The sequence below is a fragment of the Aquirufa regiilacus genome (assembly GCF_032470275.1).
Taxonomy (GTDB): domain Bacteria; phylum Bacteroidota; class Bacteroidia; order Cytophagales; family Spirosomataceae; genus Aquirufa; species Aquirufa regiilacus.
Map to the genome: position 1 here is coordinate 166,912 of NZ_JAVNWW010000005.1, position 21,899 is coordinate 188,810.

The following is a 21,899-nucleotide window of genomic DNA, read 5'->3' on the forward strand; positions in this document are numbered from 1 at the left end:
CTATTTATCTAAGAAATGATCAAATGTATCACCACGTAAACCCAAACGTATTGTTTCTAACGAAATCACCTCATGAGGTGCGATATTTCCTACGTTAACATTGGCGCCAACCAATTTCACAAACCAAACTTGTTGGGATTTCTGAGGAGCCTCCCAAATGATTTTTTCCTCTGGGATTTCTGTCAATATTTCTTCAACCAAACCTTGGCGTACTTCGCCTGAAGCACGAAATAGCCCCACATTACCTCCTTCACGCGCTTCTCCGATAACCTTCCAAGATCCCGCTTCTAATTCCATTCGCATCAATTTGATCCATTTGTATGGAGGAATTATTTTGGCCTCATCTTTTGATCCAACTTCCGACAATACCGTTACTTGCTGAGATAATGTGCGAATAAACTCACATTTTACCTCGGATTCCATTTCAACTGAACCATCGGAAACCTCGGCATATTCCATCCCATACTGGTCTAAAACACGGCGGTATTCATCGAATTGCCCTCGGATATAGAAAGCTTCAAACAGAGTCCCTCCGAAATAAACAGGAATGCCTGCAGATTTATACAAGGCTAATTTTTCTTTTAAATTGGGGGTAACATAAGACGTCGCCCAACCCAATTTTACAATATCGGTATGCCCAGCTCCCATTTCCAAGAAATCTTCTACTTGACGTAGACTTAATCCCTTATCCATGACCATCGTCAAACCTTTTTGTCTTGGCTTGGTTGTTCTGTCGGGTATTTGATTCAAATTGTAATTCATACGTTCAAAAGCTTGTTATGAAATTATTTATTAGCGGGTAATATCTCACAAAAATAAGCATAACATCTGACTGAGGCAAACACTATGTTCTTCGAATTAGAAACAACAAATCCCAAAATCATCCTATATTTGTCACAAAACTTACACACACAATGAAAAAAACAATTGCACTACTGCTTTACTTAGCACTCACACAAGTTCCATTATTCGCAATGAGCAATGGTGATACCATTTTGGGCGAATGGATTTCCGAAAACAAAGACGGGAAAATCGTCATTTTCAAGCAAGCCGACCGCTATTATGGTAAAATCACTTGGGGGAAAACACCTGGTAGAAAAGACACGAATAACCCCGATAGTCGTTTACGCAACCGTGAACTCGTGGGCAGCGTGATTCTAAAAGAGTTTGTATTTAAAGGCGAAAGTTGGGAAAATGGAACGATTTACGACCCAAATTCTGGAAAAACTTACGACTGTATTTTAAAGGTAAAAGATAATAATCGAAAATTAGATATTCGCGGATTTGTGGGCATGGCCATGTTTGGCAGAACTTCCACCTGGTCTCGAAATTAATCTACATCCGCCTAAGTAATAACATGAAACCAAACGAAAAAATACTCGCTTATTTACAAGCGAACTTAAACAAAAAAATTGCCGACGGGAATCCAAATCCCATCTCCACGTGGCTTGATGGAACACTGATTAAAGCTTCTGCTGGTTCGATTACGGCTGAATTTACCGTACGTGAAGATCAGTGCAATCATGCACAGGTGTTACATGGAGGCATTATTACGACAATCTTGGACGAGATTATGGGCATGACCCTCATTACCGTGGAGATTGAACACCTTTATGTGACAATCAACCTACATGTAGATTTCCTATTTGGAGCGAAAGCTGGCGAAAAAGTCACAGCGGTTTCGGAAGTATATCGCGTAGGTAAAAAAATTGCCAATGTTGAGGCAAAACTTTATAATGCGGAAGGCAAATTATTAGCGAAGAGCACGAGCAATTTAGCCGCTACTTCAATTCCGATGAAGTTTTAGGATAATACTTGGTAAACGACGAAGGCCGACAAATATGCCAAAGCCGTCATATATAGAAACTGAATCGTTGGGTATTTCCATGATTTGGTCTCCCGATAAGTCGTTGCCAGCGTACTCATACACTGCATCGCAAATGCATAAAATATCAACAAGGAGAAACCGAGAGCCGCATCATAAAGCGGCTTTCCTGTTTCAGGATTTATTTCGGCACGCATCCGATTTTTGATCGTTGCATTTTCATCATCTACTTCGCCACCTAAACTGTAGATGGTCGACATCGTTCCCACAAACACTTCACGTGCAGCAAAAGAAGTAATTAACGCAATACCAATCTTCCAATCGTATCCGAGCGGCTTAATGACTGGCTCAATAAAATGCCCAAAATGACCCGCATAGGATTGCTCCAATTTCTCTGCCGCAACCTTATTGGCCAAAGCCGTTTCTGATAATGTGGGGTTCGCTTGTCGAACAGTTTGCTCAACAGAAGCCAAACTGTCACCGGGCCCATAACTCGCCAATACCCAAAGCACAATCGATATAGCCACAATAATTTTACCCGCTTCAAAAACAAATGCTTGTACCGAATTATAAATCGACAAAGCCATGTGTTTAAAACGAGGACCCTTATACGTAGGCAACTCCATGATAAAATAGCTCTTTTCCTTCACTTGCAACAATTGTTTCATCACCCAAGCCGACAAGATTGCCATGAAAAAGCCCAATAGATACAAGCCAAACAAGGCTAAACCTTGTAGATTAAACATCCCAAACAAGGTGCTTTTCTCCGGAACGACTAACGCAATTAAAACAGTATAAATAGGTAAACGAGCAGAACACGACATCAAAGGCGTCACCATAATCGTAATCAATCGATCTTTCCATGAACCAATGGAACGCGTACTCATAATCGCAGGCACCGCACAAGCGACACCAGACATTAGTGGCACGACTGATTTACCATTTAAACCAAAGCGACGCATCAACTTATCCATAATGAACATGACACGCGACATATAGCCTGTTTCTTCCAACATGGAAATAAAGAAAAACAAGAAAGCAATTTGAGGAACAAATATTAACACCCCACCAATTCCGGCAATCAGCCCGTCGGTTAGTAAACCCGTCAGAGCGGAAGGAGGTAAAATCCCTTTTAAATAATCATTCAACTGAGCAACACCGCCATCAATCGCATCCATAGGATAAGAAGCCCAGGTAAATACTGCCTGAAACATCAAGAATAAAATGCCCAAGAAAATAAGGTAGCCACCTACAGGATGTAAAAAAAACTTATCCAAACGGTCGGTCATCGTTTTTACCGGTGGTGCGTCCCATTGTCGATTCAAATTAATGACACAACGCTCAACAATTTCAGATAAGGCCTCGTAGCGCTTAACGGTTTCTGAGGTTTTATACGATTTTGCATCGAAACGATGTTTCTCTTGCAAACGGTCAAATCCCATACGTTGCTCATCCGAAAACATTTTCATGCGATCATGTTCCATCAACCACAACAATGAACGATAAGGATCCGCTTCACCAAATTGCGCTGTAATGTCAGCCAATAAATCTTCGCCTACAGGCAAAGGTAAAGCGTCATTAGAGGCATATCGATTTTTCAAGGTTTTCTCCACAGCCAAACGTAATCCGTTTACTCCGATACCTTTTTTCGCATTGATTTCGGCGACTTCAATACTTAACTCGCGAGCCAACTTAATGGAATTAATCACATAGCCTTGGCTTTCCGCCACATCAACCATATTCAAGGCCAAAACAGTCGGAATGCCTAAATCTCGCACTTGCGAGAATAACAACAAGTTACGCTTTAAATTAGAGGCATCTGCCACCACAATCGCCATATCGGGATAATCTGGGTGGGCTGGATTCCCTAAGATATTGATCACTAATTCTTCGTCAATAGACTTCGGGTAAATGCTATAAATACCAGGTAAATCAAGTACCTCGACTTTGGAATTTGGCTCTAACTCCCAAATACCAGTATGTTTGTCCATTGTAACACCCGGAAAATTCCCCGTCTTCTGATTCAAGCCCGTGAGGCTATTGAACAGCGACGATTTCCCCGCATTCGGATTCCCGATTAAAGCTATTTTAGGTAGTTTGGACAAAATTTAGTTGGTTTTAACTTGAATGGTTGCTGCTTCCTCTTTTCGCATACTCAGCGTATAACCCGAAACTTTAATGGCAATCGGATCACCAAAAGGCGCCTGATGTGTCAATTCAATTACGGTACCTGGCAAACAACCCATTTCTAACAATTTCAATGAAAGCAATTCGTCAGTAAAGCCTATGATTTCTGCCTGCTCTCCCACCTTTAAATCTGCTAAAGTTACCGACATCAAATTTTACTTATTTAGAATTGTTCAAAATTAGGACAAATGTACTAAGTATTTCCGACCTAAAAAATGATAAGTTACAGTTTTGGCGTAATTGATTTGAATTAGCTAAAATACTGACGGGATTATACTTTAAAGCAAATTTTCTATTGTAAATTGCATGTCCTTTAAGGAAATCGAGGCATGATCCTGAATGAAATACACGTGTTGGTTAAAAAGGAGCTACATCTTGAGTGGCGGCAGCGCTATGCCCTGCATGGTTTGCTCTTGTATTTAGCATCCACTATCTTCGTTTGCTACCTCTCATTCAAAGCCAAACAACAAGCCATTAATCCAATTACCTGGAATACCCTTTTTTGGATTATTATGCTTTTCATTGCCATTAACGCAATCGGGAAAAGCTTTACCCAAGAATCCAATCAGCGTAACTTATTTTACTATACGTTAGTCAGCCCTGAGGCGATCATTTATTCGAAAATTATCTACAATTCCATCGTTATGATTGGGATCTCATTCGTAGGCTTCTTTTTTTACTCGTGGGTCATGGGCAATCCCGTGGGAAATATCCCGCTTTACCTGGTTGCGATTGTTCTGGGAGGCATCGGATTTGCCTCGAGCTTATCATTGATGGCGGGTATTGCCGCGCAAGGGGAAAATTCTGCCACACTCATGGCCGTATTAAGTTTCCCTCTCATCATTCCCTTATTATTATTGATTTTAAAATTGGCCAAAAGCGCCATGGATGGCATATCAATTCAGGAAAACTGGGATGAAATCGCTATTCTGAGTTCGCTTGACACCATTGTGATCGTCTTATCCGGAATTCTATTCCCGTTTATATGGAAACATTAAAAAAACATTATGGCAAAATTCTCTGCATGATTTTGCTTTACTACACGATTTATGCAGGGTTTGAAGGGAAAGTACCCCGGCAACCCATTTTAAATGAAACGGTTCGGAACCTATATTTCCACGTAACCATGTGGTTTAGCATGATTTTCCTGTTAGGAACCTCTGTTTATCATTCCATAAAATATTTACGTTCGGGTGATGTTCAAGCAGATTTAAAATCCTATGCTTATGTCGAAACTGGTTTGGTATTTGCTTTGTTGGGCTTAGTAACGGGTAGTTTTTGGGCCAAATTTACCTGGGGAGATTGGTGGACCAACGACCCGAAACTGAATTCCGTTGCCGTAGGTTTATTGATTTACTTAGCTTACCTCCTTGTCCGTTCTTCACTTCCAGAAGAACAACAAAAAGCGCGTATATCCTCTGTGTATAACATTTTTGCATTCGTCGTGTTTATGGTATTGATCTGGATCCTTCCACGCATGACCGATTCTTTACACCCCGGAAATGGAGGAAATCCTGGTTTCAACTCCATGGACTTGGACAATCGCATGCGCATGGTGTTTTATCCAGCTATTATCGGTTGGACTTTACTCGGCTTTTGGATTGCAGGTTTACGCATTCGAATCAAACAATTGGACCAACAAATTGAAGAAAACAACTAACATGAAAAAATACATTTTCAGCTTATTCATGGCGCTTATTTCCTTCGCGGGACAAGCACAGGCACAGGTAGAAATGGCCGACCAATTTCGGGCCGACGGTAAAATCTATGTTGTCATTGCCATCGTGGCAATCATCTTAACGGGTATATTCATTTATTTATTCCGCTTAGACCGTAAAATCACAGACTTAGAAAAACGAATCAAATGAAAAAGAAACATATCGTAGGGCTTATTCTCATTGCGATTGCGATTGGCATCATCTTGATTACAACAGGGGACGCAAGTACTTATGTGGGATTTGATGAAGCCGAACGCATTAGCCAGCAAGATCCTAGCCAGAAAGTTCACGTGGTGGGTAAATTGAAAAAGGATGAAGCCGGGAAAATTGTGGGAATGATTTTCAATCCAGCTTTGGATGCCAACCGACTAGAATTCATCGTTGAGGACAGTTTGGGCAGGGAAAACCAAGTCGTTTATTCCGCACCCAAACCCCAAGATTTCGAAAAATCAGAAAAGATCGTTTTGGTCGGAAGTATGAAGCCTGATAAGATTTTCTATTGCGATAAAATATTGCTTAAATGCCCGTCTAAATACCAAGAAGGGAAAATATCTGCCGACTCAAGCGCTTCGTTAGAAGCCAAAAAATAATATGATACACGAAACCATTGGACAGGTTGGGCATGCGCTCATTATTGTTTCCTTCGTAACCGCCTTATTGGCAACTTATGCATACTTCCGATCGAGCCAAGAAGAAACTTTGGCGAATGATTGGCGACAAACTGCACGCACACTATTCATTGTGCATTTAGCTGCAGTAATCGCTGTTGCAACCACCTTGTATATCATCATATACAACCATTATTTTGAGTACCATTACGCATTTTCGCATGCCTCGAAGGCACTGCCTATCGCCTACATTGTATCCTGTTTCTGGGAAGGCCAAGAAGGCTCGTTCTTACTTTGGATATTTTGGCAAGCCTTATTAGGTGTATTATTGATGTTCCGCAATCCGACCTGGGAAAGTCCTGTTATGACGGTTTTTGCCCTCGTACAAACATTCCTAACATCCATGATTTTAGGTGTCATTATACCCGGAATCGAATTGAAAATCGGCTCATCTCCTTTCTTATTGTTGCGCGAAGCGCAACCTGATTTGCCCGTTTGGAGTATGCAGCCCAACTTCATCCCATTGGATGGTCGGGGTTTAAATCCTTTGTTACAGAACTATTGGATGGTAATCCACCCCCCTACCTTATTTCTGGGTTTTGCGTTAACGCTTGTTCCTTTTGCCTTTTTGATTGCTGGTCTTTGGAAAAAGAAGTTGACAGAATGGATAACGCCTGCTTTACCCTGGTCTCTTTTTGGAGGAGGCGTATTGGGTGTAGGTATTATGATGGGAGCCTATTGGGCCTATGAAACCTTAAACTTTGGAGGATATTGGAACTGGGATCCCGTGGAGAATGCGTCTTTCGTCCCATGGTTGGTCTGGATTGGTGCCATCCATACAATGATTGCCTACCGCAATTCGAGTTCGGCGTTGAAAACATCCATCATCTTGGTCATTACGACTTTCATCCTCGTGCTGTATTCGACGTTCCTAAACCGGTCAGGTATCCTAGGAAACGCTTCGGTGCACTCGTTCACTGACCTAGGTTTATCCGGACAATTACTCTTATACATGGGAACTTTCTTGGTAGGGGCCATCGCCTTAGCATGGTACCGTTGGAAAGATTTACCTACGGATGAGAAAGAATTGGGCGTTTACTCGCGTGAGTTTTGGATTTTCGTGGGAGCTTCCGTTTTGGGACTTTCGGCTTTCCAATTAACCTTCACGACTTCCATTCCCGTTTACAACAAAATTGCCGAAGCCTTTGGCTTGGTTTCAAATATTGCACTTCCAGCAGACCAAGTGGAGCATTACAGTAAAATCCAAATTTGGATATTCATCAGTATTGCCGTCTTAAGTGCAGTAGGTCAGTTCGTTTGGTGGGGAAAACTAAAGGACAAAAGCCAGTGGAAAGCCTTATGGAATTCCGTTTTGGTGGCGACTTTGTTGACGGTACTTTTGGTTAATCTTGGCAAAATATTTACCCTATCCTACATCGTATTGTTATGGTCGAGCTTATTTTCGGTCTATGCGAACGGAACAATCTTGTGGTTTTTAGCACGCCAAAAAATATCGATCGCAGGCGGTGCTTTATCGCACGTAGGATTGGCCGTGATGTTGATTGGCATATTATTCTCTTCAGGTTATTCCAAAGTTGTTTCGCTAAATCGATCAGGCTTTGCGATTTCGAATAAGGTGGAACAGTTCACCAAAGACGATAACAAAGAAAACAAGGAAAACCTTCCCTTGTGGTTAGGCCAAGGTGCCCAAATGCAAGATTATCTAGTGACCTACAAAGGCCGTAAGATTGCGTTGCGCGGCAAAGCAGGCTACTACAATAAGAAGGATTTTGAAATCATCGAAGGTGATTTTCATGCGGTAGCTTTAAAAGATGTCGTTGCAAACGGCGAATCCATTGCAAAAAAAGGGGATACAGTCATCGTAGAGCCGGAAAATAATTATTACGAATTGGAATTCAAAAATGCAGAAGGAAAAGCTGTTTCGCTCTTCCCACGCTGGCAAGTGAATCCCAAAATGGGAACGGCGATTTCTCCGGACATCAAACATGCATTTAGCCACGATATCTATACCTATGTATCCTTAGACCCTCGTTTAGCTGCTGAAGCAGGCGAAGAAAAACAATGGAGCCAAACGGTTAATTCCACGGTCATGGTGGGCGACACGCTTTTCTTAAATGACTTTGTCGCTGTACTGAAAGAAGTAAGCCGTGTGACAAAATTAGAAGGATTTGAATTAGGTGTGAACGATGCGGCGGTGCAGGCCAACTTCCTTGTACTCGGGAAAAATGATCAACGATTTGAATTAAAACCCACCTTTGTCATTAAGGATGGGATGGTTGCTATGCCGGCATATGAAAGTGAAGAAACAGGTATCAAAATCAAATTCACAACCATCAATCCGAAGACACAGCAATTTAGCTTTGCAGTCAATACGACCCAACAAGACCTGATTATTATCAAGGCCCTTGAAAAACCTTACATAAATTTGGTTTGGATTGGATCTATCATGATCTTTATCGGTCTTTTCATCGCAACATTCCGACGAACAGAAAAACCCATTGCCTCATGAGCCGCAGTGAAAAACTAAGTTTATTTATTGCCATCGGGTTCCTGATCATATGGATTCTCGATTTAAACTCGCCTACTCCCAAGGAAATTCAAGGGATGTTTTGGCAAGAAATTGGCTATCATTATAGTTGGCTCATGTTTGCCGTAGGATGTCTTTTTTACTACCAATTCGCACGCAATGAGCGAATATCGAAAGAAGACAAGAACAAAAAGAACTAATATGCCCAACCCCGAATATACCATACAAAGTGCCCAAATCATTGGAATCATAACATCCATGGTTTTTTCTGCCTTCTTTTCTGGCGTAGAGATGGCGTTCGTTTCTTCCAATAAATTATACTTCGAATTAAAAGCGAAACAAGATATTTTAAGTGCGAAAATCATCTCGCATTTCAATAAAACGCCGTCTCGTTTCATCGGTACCATGTTGATCGGCAATACGCTCTCGCTAGTAGCCTATGGTATTTTTATGGAGGAGTATTTACACCACTTAATCCTCGCGAACATTCCCATCATTCAAAATGAATTATTCGCTCGTTTATTGGCTTCTGTCCTTGCGACCGTCTTGATTCTAACGACCTCTGAGTTTACGCCGAAAAGTATCTTCTTAATAAATCCAGATGCCATTTTAGAATTCTTAGCCATCCCGATTTGGATCATTCATACACTCATGTTTCCATTGGTTTGGCTAACAGTCGGTTTGTCTAAATGGTTTATTACCAAAGTGCTTCGCTTAACCTATTCCGAGGAAAAGCCCGCGTATGGATTGACGGATTTAAACCATTACCTCCAAAATCTGAATCGCAAAGTTTCGACGGAAGAGGAGAACGAAGTTGATACCAAAATCTTCCACAATGCGCTGGAATTTAAGCAGGTTAAGGTGCGTGATTGCATGATTCCACGTACTGAAATCACGGCCATAGAACTGGAAGAAGGCATCGAAGGCTTAACCAAGACGTTCATTGAAAGTGGGCACTCGAAAGTACTCGTGTATAAAGAAACATTGGAGGAGGTCATCGGCTATTGCCACTCCTTGGCGCTCTTTAAAAAACCGAAGGATTTACAATCCATTTTAACGCCCATCCCGATTGTTCCTGAGGCCATGCCCGCGAATGATTTGATGATTAAGTTTTCCAAAGAACGTAAATCATTGGCCATCGTCGTAGATGAATTCGGGAGTACGTCCGGATTAGTCAGCATGGAGGACGTGATGGAACAGATCTTTGGAGAAATTCAAGATGAATACGATGATTCGGAAGATTGGATTGAAAAACAATTGGATGAAAATACATTTGTTTTGTCGGGCCGACACGAAATTGATTACCTGAACGAAAAGTATGAATGGAACCTACCGGAGGGTGATTACGAAACCTTGGGCGGAATGCTGATTAGTCTATACGAGGATATTCCTGAGGTGAATGAAACAATCATTCTAAGTCCTTTTCAATTCCAAATCCTGACCGTAACCGATGCCCGTATCGATACGATTAAAGTGATTATTACGGGAAAAATTGTTCAGAAAGAAGAGCTTAAAGGGAAGCATTAATGACACGCTGAAGTGTTTGGCACTTCATTTGTGTCTCTTGCCATTCCTTTTCCGGATCGGAATCTTCCGTGATTCCACATCCCGCAAAGTATGTCGCCTTGCCATGACTAATTTGTACCGTACGCAGATTGACAAACAAATGTGTCTCTGAATCCAAATTAATGGGGCCCAAATAACCACTGTACAGCGAGCGATCATGTTTCTCAGTCTGTAAAATCCAATCCAGTGCAGCCTCTTTGGGTGTACCACAAACGGCTGACGTAGGATGCAATAATCCCAACATTTGTGTAATTAAATGGGGATAAGTGAGTTCACGCGTACTGACAAGGTATTCCGTCTTCAAGTGCATCAAGTTACCTGCTAGCACCGTTTTAGGGCCATTCTCGATGTATTCGCGTAAGCGGATTTTCTTGAAACAATCAATGATATAACGGCTAACATAGGCCTGCTCCTCAATCTCCTTCTGTGACCAGCGCGCTTCGGAAGGGGCTAATACATGCCCATTCGAATCAAGTCCTGATTGTGTGCCGGCCAACGAAATCGTCCGAAATATTCCATCCGAATCCTGTGAAACCAAGGTTTCAGGTGTGGCACAAAGCCAAATATTTTGTAAATCCGGCAGGTAAATCGCCGAAACAAATGCCGAGGGGTAGCTACCGCATAGTCGCTCAAATGCATCGCAAAGATCAAAATCTGGCTCCAGCGTTTGTACGTCGATCCGAGATAGAACTACCTTTTGAAATTGGCCTGTTTTTATCTGCTCAATGGATTGTGAAACTTGCTCCTTGAATTGATTCTTCAAGGTCACATCTTCTGGGATTAGCACCGCCGCCGTTCGATTAATCACCGGATTAGCCGTCGATTTGACAAATAAAGCAGATGCCCTCAGAAAATAAGGTTGACCCACGAAAGGACCGACCAAAAAACCGGGGCCCAATTGCTCTAATTGATCCGCTTCCGTTCGAATGCCTCCGCCTGTATCTTGCAATAAAACCTGTTGGCTTTGATTCGGAAGGCGCCACATCGCGAGCGCAGTCCCTTGCAAGGGGGCCTGTTTCCAAATTTCTTTCCAATCCGTGTTTACCTCAGACATTAATCTACTTTCAAGATAGCTACTGTTAAACGACTTGCACAGATTAATTGTTCAGCCTCATCGTGAATTTTAATGTCATAGACATGTAAAGTTTTGCCAATGCGCAAGGGGATGCAGGTTCCTATGACAAAGCCTCCGCGGGCCGACTTCAAATGATTGGCATTGATTTCAACTCCGACGCCCTTATAGTGGTTCATGTCGGGCACTGCTAAAAGCGCGGCAATACTTCCGATCGTTTCTGCTAACACAACGGAAGCTCCGCCGTGCAACAAGCCAAAAGGCTGTTTCGTCCGATGATCAACAGGCATTTTGGCTTTAATGAATTCAGCTGTTATTTCAGTAAATTCAATCCCAAGATGTTCAATCATGTTGCCGCGGCTCCATGCGTTGATCTCATCGATACTGATGGAAGTATTAAACATATAATTTGTATTTTTGTGCCGTAAAATTCGCAATTATTTAGCGAAATAAATCTCAATTCAACCAATTAATATGCATAGCATCAAAGACATTTACCTGATTCGCCATGGGGAAACCGACTACAACCGCATGGGAGTTGTTCAAGGAAGTGGAATCGATGCGGATTTGAATGCATTAGGTCAGCAACAAGCACAAGCGTTTTTTCAACATTATCAAGATTTACCCCTTGATAAAATATATACATCGGCATTAAAGCGTACGCATCAGTCGGTCAATGGCTTTATTGAAAAAGGTTTACCCTGGGAACAACATGCAGGTTTAAACGAAATCTCCTGGGGAATTCGTGAAGGGCGCACGCCAAACAATGATGATGACCAATACTACCGAAATCTAGTTCGAACCTGGCGAGAAGGCCAGGTAGATGTTCCATCCGAAGAAGGCGAAAGCCCGGTGGATGTGCTTGAAAAACAAAAACCGGTTGTCGAATTAATCCTTTCGAGACCCGAAGAAAGACATATATTAATTGCCATGCACGGTCGGGCCATGCGCGTTTTACTCACGCATTTATTCGAAAAACCCTTGCATGACATGGATACCTTTGGACACCAAAACTTGTGTCTTTACCACCTGCAATACGACTACCGAACGCAGAAATTCAACGCCATTAAAGCCAATCATACCGCCCACTTACATGGGTTGCCTGATTGCATGTAAGCTATGACAAGAAAGCGCCTGTATTGGACCTTGCAATGTTTCGGCTGGTTTGCCTGGGCGCTGAATGAGGCTTTGCTCTACACCAATCAATATGGATGGAAATGGGCCTGGGTCTTTTCTTCGTTGGCGAATATCGCACTCGCCATTTTCTTAACCCACCAATATCGCCGCATTACTAAACGTTTTCGTTGGCAGGATAAGAATTTGTGGCAAATGCTCCAACTTAATTTTATCGCATTGGTTGTCATGGCACTCCTTTTGATGGCGCTAAACATCCCCTTAGACTACATTTTTCTGCAAGAAAATTATGAGGTCAGTTTAAGTCCATTTATTCTCATTCAGATCTTTTTCAATTTTGTTAAGCCGCTCGCGATTTGGGCATTGATTTACTTCTTTTTTCAGTATTCGAATAAGCGTTTGGAAATGGAACGTGAAAACGACCAATTAGAACGTGCCATCTTAGAGACGGAAGGAAAGGTTTTAAGGGCACAAATGAATCCGCATTTTGTATTTAATGCCTTAAACAGCGTACGCGCACTGATTACAGAAGATCCACAAAAAGCAAAAAAAGGCATCAATCAATTGTCTAAATTATTGCGGAGTTCTTTGTTGACCGAACGCAAGAAAACGATATCCTTGGCGGAAGAACTAGAAACCATCACGGATTACTTAGCCTTGGAAAAAATACGTTACGAGGATCGATTGGAATGGAAACTTAGCATTGACCCCGCATGTAACAAGGCGCAAATTCCGCCTATGTTGTTGCAAACGCTCGTTGAAAATGGAATCAAACACGGTATTTCACGATCGATGAAAGGCGGCGTGATTGAATTGTCCGCGCAAAGAACGGAAGATATGATACAGATTTCCGTGATAAACCCGGGACATCTTAAGCCGAGTAAAGAACCAAATGATGGAGTAGGACTCCTTAATTCTCAAAATCGCTTGCAATTAATATACGGCAAAACCGCTCAAATCGAACTTCAACCACTAAACAAAAATCAAGTGTGTGCAATTGTCACATTGCCCTATCTTGAAGAAATTTAAATTATATGAAAGCAATCATCGTAGACGACGAGCGTTTAGCACGCAATGAACTGAAACGCTTATTAGAGAACTTTCCACACATCGAAGTGATTGCTGAGGCATCGAACACGGATGAGGCTTCTTCCTTATTGGAAACCCTACAACCCGATGTCTTATTTCTCGATATTCAAATGCCTGGAAAAACAGGTTTTGAATGGTTGGAAAGTTGGGATGGCTTCTTACCCGAAGTCATTTTCACCACGGCGTTTGATGAGTATGCGCTGAAGGCTTTCGAGGTAAATGCATTGGATTACGTATTAAAGCCCATCGAACTTGCGCGTTTAAGTGAAAGTATTCAGAAGCTTGAAAAAAGACAGATTCAACAAGTCCGGACAAGCACATCTCCGAATCATGTCTTGGGAGCACAAGATCAAATATTTGTCAAAGATGGCGAGCGTTGCTGGTTTGTTCGGCTAGATCGTGTTCGCCTGTGTGAATCCATGGGAAACTACGTCCGTTTATTTTTTGATGACCAAAAGCCTTTGGTACTTAAATCATTAAATGCACTAGAGGAGCGCTTAGACCCGAAAGTCTTCTTCCGTGCCAATCGCAAACACATCATCAATTTGAATTACATAGATAAAATCGAACCCTGGTTTTCGGGCGGATTACAAGTGACTCTTTCCGGTAAAGGGGAGAAAATCGAAATTTCCAGACGCCAATCGATTCGTTTCAAGGAATTACTCTCCCTTTGATCGTTTGGGTGCTTCGCCTAACAGGAACCCATAAGCCTCTAATGCCGGCACATGGTCAAAAATGACCTTCAAAATCGCCGTTAAGGGAAGGGCTAAAATTAAACCTGGAATTCCCCAAATCATCTCGCCTGCTAAAAGAGCCAACATGGCTACCATGGGATTGATACTTACCTTAGACCCAATCACCAAGGGTGTAATGAAATTAGCTTCCACAAACTGAACAGCAGCGACCCAAGCAATTACGCCCAAGGCATAGTTGGGCCCCAAACTTGCCAACGTCAAGATGATAGGCAAGGCTGCTCCTATCCAAATTCCGATGTAGGGGATTAATAACAAGATACCTGTCAAGCAGCCGAAAAACATAAAATAATCTACGCCAATCCACCAAAATCCGGCGATACAAAGCAAGGAAACGATCAACATAACGGCTAATAATCCTACCAGATAACTTTGTACGACGGTCCCCGTTTTTTGCATAATACCTTGTAAGACAGTTCGGTCGGTTGTAGGAAAAACACGGGAGAGAAAATCGGCAAAAAACTGGCGGTAATACAAAAAGAAAAAGACAAAAATAGGCACAATGATGAGCGTTGTAACTCCGTGAATAACCGTTCCAAAAGTTGTGGTAATGATATCACCCGAGTTCTTCAACAAATTAATGGTTTGGTTACTTACCTCGAGCATTTGTTTTTTGCGCGAGATGTTCAGGTTGTGGGATAAGAAACTTTGCAAGCCCGCAATCCATTTTTCAGCTTTGCGAATAAACATGGGCCAATCGCTGGCAAATTCGGCTATTTGGCCAACAAGCAATAAAAGCAATAAGCCGATACAAACCAACATAATCAAGATGCAAAGTGCGATGGCGATGGACCTAGCAACACCCTTCGATTCCAACCAAGAACAAACTGGCAAGACTAGCATGGCCAATATCATCGAGAAAGAAAGAAGAATCAAAAGATCTTGCAATAAATACAAACCCAAAACAACGAGGAAAATGCTGATTAGCACAGCGGCTAAACGAACGGAATAAGCAGTATCTTTAGACATAATTCAATTAAATGTATTTCAAATTACGTAAAATTTAACAATTTAGTAACTTAGACCTCTCTATCTTTGCCACATCATTTTAACATCCAAAGCGCTTAAACCATGAGTAAAACGCTAAATCAAGCGAAAATTTTATTGGTCGACGACGATCCGGATATTCTGGAGCTTTTGGAATACAATTTAGCAAAAGAAAATTACCAATTAGCAAAAGCTTACGATGGCAAGGAGGCCTTGGAAATCGCACAGGTTTTCAAACCCGCACTAATCATCATGGATGTTATGATGCCCATCATGGATGGCATTGAGACGGCACGTAAAATGAAGTTGATGCCAGAGCTGAAAAACACCCTAATCTTGTTTTTAACAGCCCGTGGCGAAGAGTTTACCGAAGTTGCTGCCTTCGATGCAGGAGCACACGATTACATCATCAAGCCCATCAAACCACGTGCTTTGGTGAGCCGAATTAATGCCTTATTGAAGCGAGAAGCATCCGAGGAATCACAAGATATCATTGAAATAGGCGGCTTAGTCATTAATCGTACGCAATATGCAGCTACCTTCGAAGGGCGCGCATTAATTCTACCCAAAAAAGAATTTGAACTACTTTCTTATCTAGCTAAAAACCCAAATAAGGTTTTCAATCGGGACGAGCTATTGGAAAAAGTCTGGGGCGCAGACGTGTATGTCGTAGAGCGTACCGTAGATGTCCACATCCGTAAATTGCGTGAAAAAATTCCGGAACATTACATCAAAACCTTGAAGGGAGTCGGGTATTTATTCTCGATTGATAAGGCCTAAATTTCGTCTATTTTCGGTAAATTGCGGCTTCATGACAAGTCGGCTTATCCTTTTCTGTTTATTATTGAGTAGTACATTGCTCGCGCAACATCCCAAACGCGAACTACGTGGGGTATGGATTGCGACCGTCCAAAACATCGATTGGCCAAGTCCTCGAAATTATAATGCGATTAAACAGCAGGAAGAATTTCTGAATATCCTGAATTCGCACCAACAAACCGGCATCAATGCCCTTTTTGTCCAAGTTCGTACAGCTGCTGATGCATTGTATGCCAAAAGCAATGAACCCTGGTCTAGTTATCTATCTGGCCTACAAGGACAAGCGCCCAAACCGACTTACGACCCGATGGCCTTCATGATTCAAGAATCACATGCCCGTGGAATCGAGTTTCATGCATGGCTGAACATGAATCGGGCGAGTATGTCTACCAAGAATTTGCTGAGTGGAAATCATATCGTTCGCCAACATCCCGAATGGATGGTGATTTACAACAACCAACATCTATTTAATTTTGGCATACCTGCTGTACGTCACTATATCACACAAGTGGTCAAAAACATTGTGCAACAATACGATGTGGATGGCATACACTTTGATGATTACTTCTACCCTTACCCCATTAAAGGGGCGCATTTCAATGATGACGAAGCCTATGCCCAACACAAATTACCGAACGAGAGTTTAGCGGATTGGCGACGCAGGAATATCAATTTGTTGATTGAAGAGATTTCTTCCACCATTAAATCCGTTAATCCGCGCGTGAAATTTGGCATTAGCCCCTTTGGTATTTGGCGACATAAAAGTTCGGACCCCGAATATGGTTCGCCTACAAGTCGGGGATTACAATCCTACGATGACCTTTATGCGGATACGGAAAAATGGACAAAATCCGGTTGGCTTGACTATTTAGCCCCACAATTATACTGGGGAACAACGCATCGCGTGGCAACATTTGGACCATTAGCCAAATGGTGGAGTGAACATGGATATGGCAGACCGGTGTACATCGGGCATGCGGCCTATCACCTCTCCGACCAATGGAATGCGACTGAATTATCGAAACAATTAGCGCAGGCGCGCAGTTTAAATCAGGTGCAAGGATCCATCTTTTTTAGCTCGAGTCAATTAACGAATAATGCCAAAGGCTGGCGTGACAGCTTGCGCGCAACACATTTCAAGCACATGGCACTTGTTCCGCCCATGCTTTGGATTGACAGCATAGCACCGACAGCACCACATAAAGTATCATTGTTGAAGCAATCGGGAAACTGGACATTACGTTGGCAAGCAGGTGAACCCAGTTTAGACAATGACCCACCAGCCTATTATGTCGTTTATCGCATTCGTCGGTCAGAGGGCATCAAAGGCATTGAAAACGCCGCCAACATTATTTACAAAGGACAAAAAAATACGTTTATCATCGACGCATCCGAAATACAATCAGGACATGGCTTTGTTGTTACAGCCTTTGACCGATTGCATAATGAATCGCCCGCAGGGACTATTCAATGGATCGTCCCGAATTCCAATTAATATGAGCTTACGATTTTTACATTTAACAGTCAAAGATATTACGGAGGAAACTCCGGATACGAAAACCATTCATTTTTGGCATCCGATCCATGACACGCTGCATTATTTGGCAGGACAATTTTTGACCGTTATTCCCAACATTGCAGGCGAGAAACCGCGCAGAAGTTATTCCCTTTCTTCTTCCCCGGCGACTGACATGTCACCGACGATTACGGTGAAACGCATTTCGGGGGGATTGGTTTCCAACTTCCTGTGTGATACCGTGAAAATAGGAGATAGCCTAGAAGTGATCGAACCCATGGGAAACTTCGTCATTGAACCTGATGCAGATGCAGCAAAAAACTATGTATTTGTCGGTGCTGGTTCTGGCGTAACGCCACTGATGTCGATGATCAAAACCCTACTTCAGCGCGAGCCGAAATCGAAGATACATTTGATTTATGGTTCACGTCACGAGGACCAAATCATTTTCAAAAAGCAATTAGACGCCCTCGAAACCGAGTTTTCGGATCGTTTGACAATCCTGCATGTCATCAGTCGGCCAGCGGCCAACTGGCCTGGTTTAAAAGGACGGATTAATCAAGCGTCTACGGTGTATTATTTAAAACAAGAATTAGGGATTGACATCGCCAAGGCACATTATTATTTATGTGGTCCATTGGAAATGATGGAAGAAGTGCAGAAAGCGTTAGCCATTTTTGAGGTTCCTGGTGACCAGATTCATAAAGAATTATTCAACACAGCCCCATCGGTAGAAAGCGCTGAATCCGACAATGATGCTGCCAGAGAAATTACGCTGATATACGAAGGCAAAGAGCACCTAGTGACGGTTCAGCCACATGAAACAATCTTAGAAGCCGCGTTAGAAGCAGATTTAGACATTCCCTACTCGTGTCAAGCGGGCATGTGCACGGCTTGCATGGGACTATGCAAATCAGGAACTGTCGTGATGGATGAAGAAGATGGCTTAACGGCAGGCGAAATTGCCAAAGGATATGTTCTGACTTGTGTCGCACATCCCAAGAGCGATGGCGTCGTGATTGACCTCGATTAAATTATCAGTTTTAAGGGGCGCAAGCCCCTTTTTTCCTACTACCTTTGGCAATCCTCCAAGTGTTGCCAAAGGTAAGTCTTGATACCCAAAGGTAGGTTGAGATTAAAAATCCCGTGGATCCCAAGCAACCCGCGTATTGTCATACAGAACGGCCATTCGAGCCAAATCATCTGTATCCAAGACAAAATCAAACACCTCCGCATTTTCAATCATCCGCTCCGGATGAATCGATTTAGGAATCGTTACTGCACCTTGTTCGATGACCCAACGAATCAAAATTTGATAGGTTGATTTACCATATTTACGCGCAAGGTCCACCAATACCGGATGGTCTTTCTTTTGACCGCGAACCACAGGGGCATAACCCTCCAATTGAATATTATTTTGCTTACAAAAATCGAGTTCCTCCGGAAGATAACAGAAAGGGCTCAACTCAATTTGATTAATCGCCGGACAAACATTCGCGTAGACAAACAATTCCTCCAAATGCTTTTGATAATAATTCGAAACACCGATGGACTTCACCACACCTTGATCATACAAAGACTCGAGTGCCTTCCACGTCTCCTTACGGTGTTGGTCTTTCGGCCAGTGAATTAAATAGAGATCCATGTAATCCAAGGACAAATCCTGCAAGGATTTCTCAAAAGCCCGCATCGTAGCATCAAACCCCATATCATCTATCCACACCTTGCTCGTGACAAACAATTCATTTCTGGAAACTCCCCCCTGCCGCAAAGCCTCTCCTACTTCTTTTTCATTCCCATAAATCGCTGCGGCATCAAAGAGGCGATAGCCAACGGCTAATGCTGCCTCGACCGCCTGACCCACTTCCTGCTGTTGTTCCGGCGCATAAACTCCGAGGCCCAAAGCCGGCATTGAAATTCCATTATTTAATTGAACAGAGGGTATTGATAAGTTCATATCGCTAAATTTTGATTTAAAGCTAGCCAAATTTGATGTATTTTTACAAAAAAAATAAGTTCATGACTCGCCAAATTTCCGCCCAATCCTCCCCACGCAAATTTCTTGCACAGGATTTCCAATTAAGTACCTGGGAAAGTGTATTATCCTATTTCGAACAACTGAGTGCAACCGAAATAACCTCCTTAGAAGATTTAATTCTGTTTTGTGAAAACCGTTCTGAACTGGAAAGTTATTTGTCGGAAAACTTCGCTTGGCGTTATATCAAGATGTCATGCGACAACCAAAATGAGGCGCATCAATTAAGTTACCAACAATTCGTCAACGAGATCATGCCAAACGCATCGGTCTTCGACGATGCTTGGAACAAAAAGGTAACAGAAAGTAGATTCATCAGCGAACTACCCGATACAGGTTATGCGGTCATGTTACGCGGCATGAAAAAATCCATCGAAATATTCCGGGAGGAAAACATTCCGCTATTCACCGAATTGCAAAACTTACAAACCCAATATGGCGCATCGACAGGTTCACTGATGGTTGAAATTGATGGAGAGGAAAAAACACTCCAACAAGCTAATGCCTATCTAGAATCCACAGACCGCACAAAACGCCAAGAGGTTTACGAAAAAGTGTCGGGCGCACGCTTAGCCATTCAAGAAAACTTAGACACACTTTTCAACCAGCTGGTTGAAAAAAGACATGAAGTTGCATTGAATGCAGGCTTTGCAAACTACCGGGATTATTCCTTTGCGAGCCTTGGCCGCTTTGACTACACCCCAGCCGACTGCTTTGAATTTCATGAAGCGGTGGCAAATACCGTAGTGCCGATCATCAACCAACAGGCTGAAAAACGCAAAAAGGCGTTACAGCTTGAGGCCTTAAAACCTTGGGATAAGTCGGTGGATGTACTCGGCCGAAAACCCTTAAAACCCTTTGAAACTGGGAAAGAGCTTTTGGATAAAACCATTCAGGTATTTGAAAATATTGATCCATTCCTAAGTAATTGCTTGAAGGAAATGGTGAAGCTGAACCGCTTTGACTTAGACTCGCGGAAAGGTAAAAATCCGGGGGGATACAACTATCCATTAGAGGAAAGTGGCTTCCCATTCATTTTCATGAATGCCGCTGGGCAGGTGCGTGATATGGTCACATTATTACACGAAGGTGGCCATGCGGTACATTCAATTTTAACCAAAGATTTAAGCTTGAATGCCTTCCGTAATTTTCCATCGGAAGTGGCAGAACTGGCATCCATGAGCATGGAATTGATTACCATGGACGAATGGGACCAATACTTTCAAGACCCCAAAGATGCCAAAAGAGCGAAAATCAAGCACTTAGAGGACATTTTAGACACATTGCCCTGGGTGGCGACGATAGATGCCTTCCAACATTGGATTTATGAAAACCCAACACATAGCGTCGAAGAGCGTAGTAAAGCATGGAATCGCATCTTCTCCACATTCTCAGACTCCATCACGGATTGGTCGGGAATCGAACAAGTAAAAGCGAAGCTTTGGCAGAAACAATTACACCTATTTGAAGTACCATTTTACTACATCGAATACGCCATTGCACAATTGGGGGCGTTAGCTGTTTGGCGCAATTATTGCGAAAATCCTAGCCAAGCATTGAATCAATACTTAGATGCATTGTGTTTAGGATATACGAAACCCATGAAAGAGATTTATGCGACTGCAGGCATCTCCTTCAACTTCAGCCAAACATATATCGCTGAGTTGATGGATTTTCTCGTCGAAAAAATTAATCAATTAGAAGAAAGCTAATTTTTTTAAACCAAAATTTGGCCTTACTTTTGTATCGTATTTTTGTCCAAAGAGAACAATGAAATTAAAAAATCTACTTCCAATTGTTGCGCTAGCGCTAGTTGCTACAGCTTGTGATTACCAAAAGAACAACCGCATTAAACAAAAAGATTTACACGCAGGTGATGAATATGTGTACGGTGTTCACCCGGATTCAGCTGCAGTTCAATCTAAAAATACATATACAGCTAAACCAGAATTAGAAGTTCGTGCAAATGCAATTCGCGAGAACTTATTCCAAGGAAAAGAAATTTCGAAAGGAAACTAATTACCAATATAATTTTGAGGAGAA

General features: G+C 42.3%; 24 protein-coding genes. 17 read left to right on the forward strand and 7 right to left on the reverse strand.

Translation table 11 applies throughout. The annotated features are described in order from the left end of the window. Positions 1-762, reverse strand: coding sequence for a phosphosulfolactate synthase (locus PQG45_RS10410; protein ID WP_315576814.1), 762 nt, complete (start codon positions 760-762; stop codon positions 1-3). A 152-nt stretch (positions 763-914) separates the two neighbouring features. Here PQG45_RS10410 and PQG45_RS10415 point away from each other — a divergent pair, with 152 nt between their 5' ends. Both PQG45_RS10415 and PQG45_RS10420 read left to right on the forward strand, forming a co-directional pair. Then, a complete protein-coding gene (locus PQG45_RS10415; protein ID WP_315576813.1) occupies positions 915-1,334 on the forward strand; it encodes a DUF2147 domain-containing protein in 420 nt (139 codons plus the stop codon). A gap of 23 nt (positions 1,335-1,357) precedes the next feature. Continuing rightward, positions 1,358-1,807, forward strand: coding sequence for a PaaI family thioesterase (locus tag PQG45_RS10420; protein ID WP_316070830.1), 450 nt, complete (start codon positions 1,358-1,360; stop codon positions 1,805-1,807). On the opposite strand, the gene feoB is transcribed toward PQG45_RS10420, so the two are convergent. Together feoB and PQG45_RS10430 are read right to left on the reverse strand one after the other, a co-directional pair. Continuing rightward, positions 1,804-3,930 carry a ferrous iron transport protein B gene (feoB, locus tag PQG45_RS10425; protein ID WP_316070831.1) on the reverse strand — a complete coding sequence of 709 codons (2,127 nt, stop codon included), beginning with the start codon at positions 3,928-3,930 and terminating at the stop codon, positions 1,804-1,806. The genes PQG45_RS10420 and feoB overlap by 4 nt on opposite strands. A 3-nt stretch (positions 3,931-3,933) precedes the next feature. Further along, entirely contained in the window at positions 3,934-4,161 is a 228-nt protein-coding gene (locus PQG45_RS10430) for a FeoA family protein (RefSeq protein WP_315576808.1), read from the reverse strand. 180 nt (positions 4,162-4,341) lie between these two features. Between PQG45_RS10430 and PQG45_RS10435 the strand changes: the two genes are divergently transcribed. Genes PQG45_RS10435 through PQG45_RS10465 form a run of 7 tightly spaced genes read left to right on the forward strand, consistent with a single transcriptional unit; the run spans position 4,342 to position 10,413 of the window. Continuing rightward, positions 4,342-5,010, forward strand: coding sequence for a heme exporter protein CcmB (locus tag PQG45_RS10435; RefSeq protein WP_316070832.1), 669 nt, complete (start codon positions 4,342-4,344; stop codon positions 5,008-5,010). Beyond that, positions 4,998-5,672, forward strand: coding sequence for a cytochrome c biogenesis protein CcsA (gene ccsA / locus PQG45_RS10440; RefSeq protein ID WP_316070833.1), 675 nt, complete (start codon positions 4,998-5,000; stop codon positions 5,670-5,672). Before PQG45_RS10435 ends, ccsA (PQG45_RS10440) begins: the two co-directional genes overlap by 13 nt. Position 5,673: 1 nt before the next feature. Then, the gene (locus PQG45_RS10445) at positions 5,674-5,880 is read left to right on the forward strand and encodes a CcmD family protein (RefSeq protein ID WP_315576802.1); all 207 of its coding nucleotides are present in this window, start codon (positions 5,674-5,676) and stop codon (positions 5,878-5,880) included. Continuing rightward, entirely contained in the window at positions 5,877-6,320 is a 444-nt protein-coding gene (locus PQG45_RS10450; protein ID WP_315576800.1) for a cytochrome c maturation protein CcmE domain-containing protein, read from the forward strand. Before PQG45_RS10445 ends, PQG45_RS10450 begins: the two co-directional genes overlap by 4 nt. Before the next feature lies 1 nt (position 6,321). Next, entirely contained in the window at positions 6,322-8,868 is a 2,547-nt protein-coding gene (gene ccsA / locus PQG45_RS10455) for a cytochrome c biogenesis protein CcsA (protein ID WP_316070834.1), read from the forward strand. Continuing rightward, entirely contained in the window at positions 8,865-9,086 is a 222-nt protein-coding gene (locus PQG45_RS10460) for a hypothetical protein (protein WP_315576796.1), read from the forward strand. The genes ccsA (PQG45_RS10455) and PQG45_RS10460 overlap by 4 nt, the downstream gene beginning before the upstream one ends. A 1-nt stretch (position 9,087) precedes the next feature. After that, complete coding sequence (locus tag PQG45_RS10465) at positions 9,088-10,413, forward strand: hemolysin family protein (protein ID WP_316070835.1); 1,326 nt, start codon at positions 9,088-9,090, stop codon at positions 10,411-10,413. Here the strand turns inward: PQG45_RS10465 and PQG45_RS10470 are convergent. Together PQG45_RS10470 and PQG45_RS10475 are read right to left on the reverse strand one after the other, a co-directional pair. Then, on the reverse strand, positions 10,397-11,506 hold the full coding sequence (locus tag PQG45_RS10470) for a chorismate-binding protein (RefSeq protein WP_316070836.1): 1,110 nt from the start codon (positions 11,504-11,506) through the stop codon (positions 10,397-10,399). The genes PQG45_RS10465 and PQG45_RS10470 overlap by 17 nt on opposite strands. Continuing rightward, a complete protein-coding gene (locus PQG45_RS10475; RefSeq protein WP_316070837.1) occupies positions 11,506-11,928 on the reverse strand; it encodes a hotdog fold thioesterase in 423 nt (140 codons plus the stop codon). Before PQG45_RS10475 ends, PQG45_RS10470 begins: the two co-directional genes overlap by 1 nt. A 70-nt stretch (positions 11,929-11,998) precedes the next feature. Here PQG45_RS10475 and PQG45_RS10480 point away from each other — a divergent pair, with 70 nt between their 5' ends. Genes PQG45_RS10480 through PQG45_RS10490 form a run of 3 tightly spaced genes read left to right on the forward strand, consistent with a single transcriptional unit; the run spans position 11,999 to position 14,421 of the window. Continuing rightward, entirely contained in the window at positions 11,999-12,640 is a 642-nt protein-coding gene (locus PQG45_RS10480) for a histidine phosphatase family protein (RefSeq protein WP_315576788.1), read from the forward strand. Positions 12,641-12,643: 3 nt separating this feature from the next. Then, a complete protein-coding gene (locus tag PQG45_RS10485; protein ID WP_316070838.1) occupies positions 12,644-13,687 on the forward strand; it encodes a sensor histidine kinase in 1,044 nt (347 codons plus the stop codon). A 5-nt stretch (positions 13,688-13,692) separates the two neighbouring features. Next, positions 13,693-14,421, forward strand: a complete 729-nt coding sequence (locus tag PQG45_RS10490) for a LytR/AlgR family response regulator transcription factor (protein WP_316070839.1) — start codon at positions 13,693-13,695, stop codon at positions 14,419-14,421. Here PQG45_RS10490 and PQG45_RS10495 read toward each other — a convergent pair. Beyond that, positions 14,407-15,468 (reverse strand): AI-2E family transporter, encoded by a 1,062-nt coding sequence (locus PQG45_RS10495; RefSeq protein ID WP_316070840.1) that lies wholly within the window; start codon positions 15,466-15,468, stop codon positions 14,407-14,409. The genes PQG45_RS10490 and PQG45_RS10495 overlap by 15 nt on opposite strands. 102 nt (positions 15,469-15,570) lie before the next feature. On the opposite strand from PQG45_RS10495, the gene PQG45_RS10500 reads away from it, so the two are divergent. From PQG45_RS10500 to PQG45_RS10510, 3 genes are read left to right on the forward strand one after another with little or no spacing between them, the layout of a single operon-like run. Then, positions 15,571-16,266 carry a response regulator transcription factor gene (locus tag PQG45_RS10500; protein ID WP_316070841.1) on the forward strand — a complete coding sequence of 232 codons (696 nt, stop codon included), beginning with the start codon at positions 15,571-15,573 and terminating at the stop codon, positions 16,264-16,266. Between the two features lie 31 nt (positions 16,267-16,297). Then, entirely contained in the window at positions 16,298-17,800 is a 1,503-nt protein-coding gene (locus PQG45_RS10505; protein WP_316070842.1) for a glycoside hydrolase family 10 protein, read from the forward strand. Position 17,801: 1 nt separating this feature from the next. After that, a complete protein-coding gene (locus PQG45_RS10510; protein WP_316070843.1) occupies positions 17,802-18,854 on the forward strand; it encodes a ferredoxin--NADP reductase in 1,053 nt (350 codons plus the stop codon). Between the two features lie 102 nt (positions 18,855-18,956). Here the strand turns inward: PQG45_RS10510 and PQG45_RS10515 are convergent, their stop codons facing one another. Continuing rightward, on the reverse strand, positions 18,957-19,778 hold the full coding sequence (locus tag PQG45_RS10515) for an aldo/keto reductase (RefSeq protein ID WP_315576775.1): 822 nt from the start codon (positions 19,776-19,778) through the stop codon (positions 18,957-18,959). A 62-nt stretch (positions 19,779-19,840) separates the two neighbouring features. On the opposite strand from PQG45_RS10515, the gene PQG45_RS10520 reads away from it, so the two are divergent. Continuing rightward, complete coding sequence (locus PQG45_RS10520) at positions 19,841-21,568, forward strand: M3 family oligoendopeptidase (RefSeq protein WP_316070844.1); 1,728 nt, start codon at positions 19,841-19,843, stop codon at positions 21,566-21,568. A gap of 58 nt (positions 21,569-21,626) precedes the next feature. Then, on the forward strand, positions 21,627-21,875 hold the full coding sequence (locus PQG45_RS10525) for a hypothetical protein (RefSeq protein WP_315576771.1): 249 nt from the start codon (positions 21,627-21,629) through the stop codon (positions 21,873-21,875). Positions 21,876-21,899 lie beyond the last annotated feature (24 nt).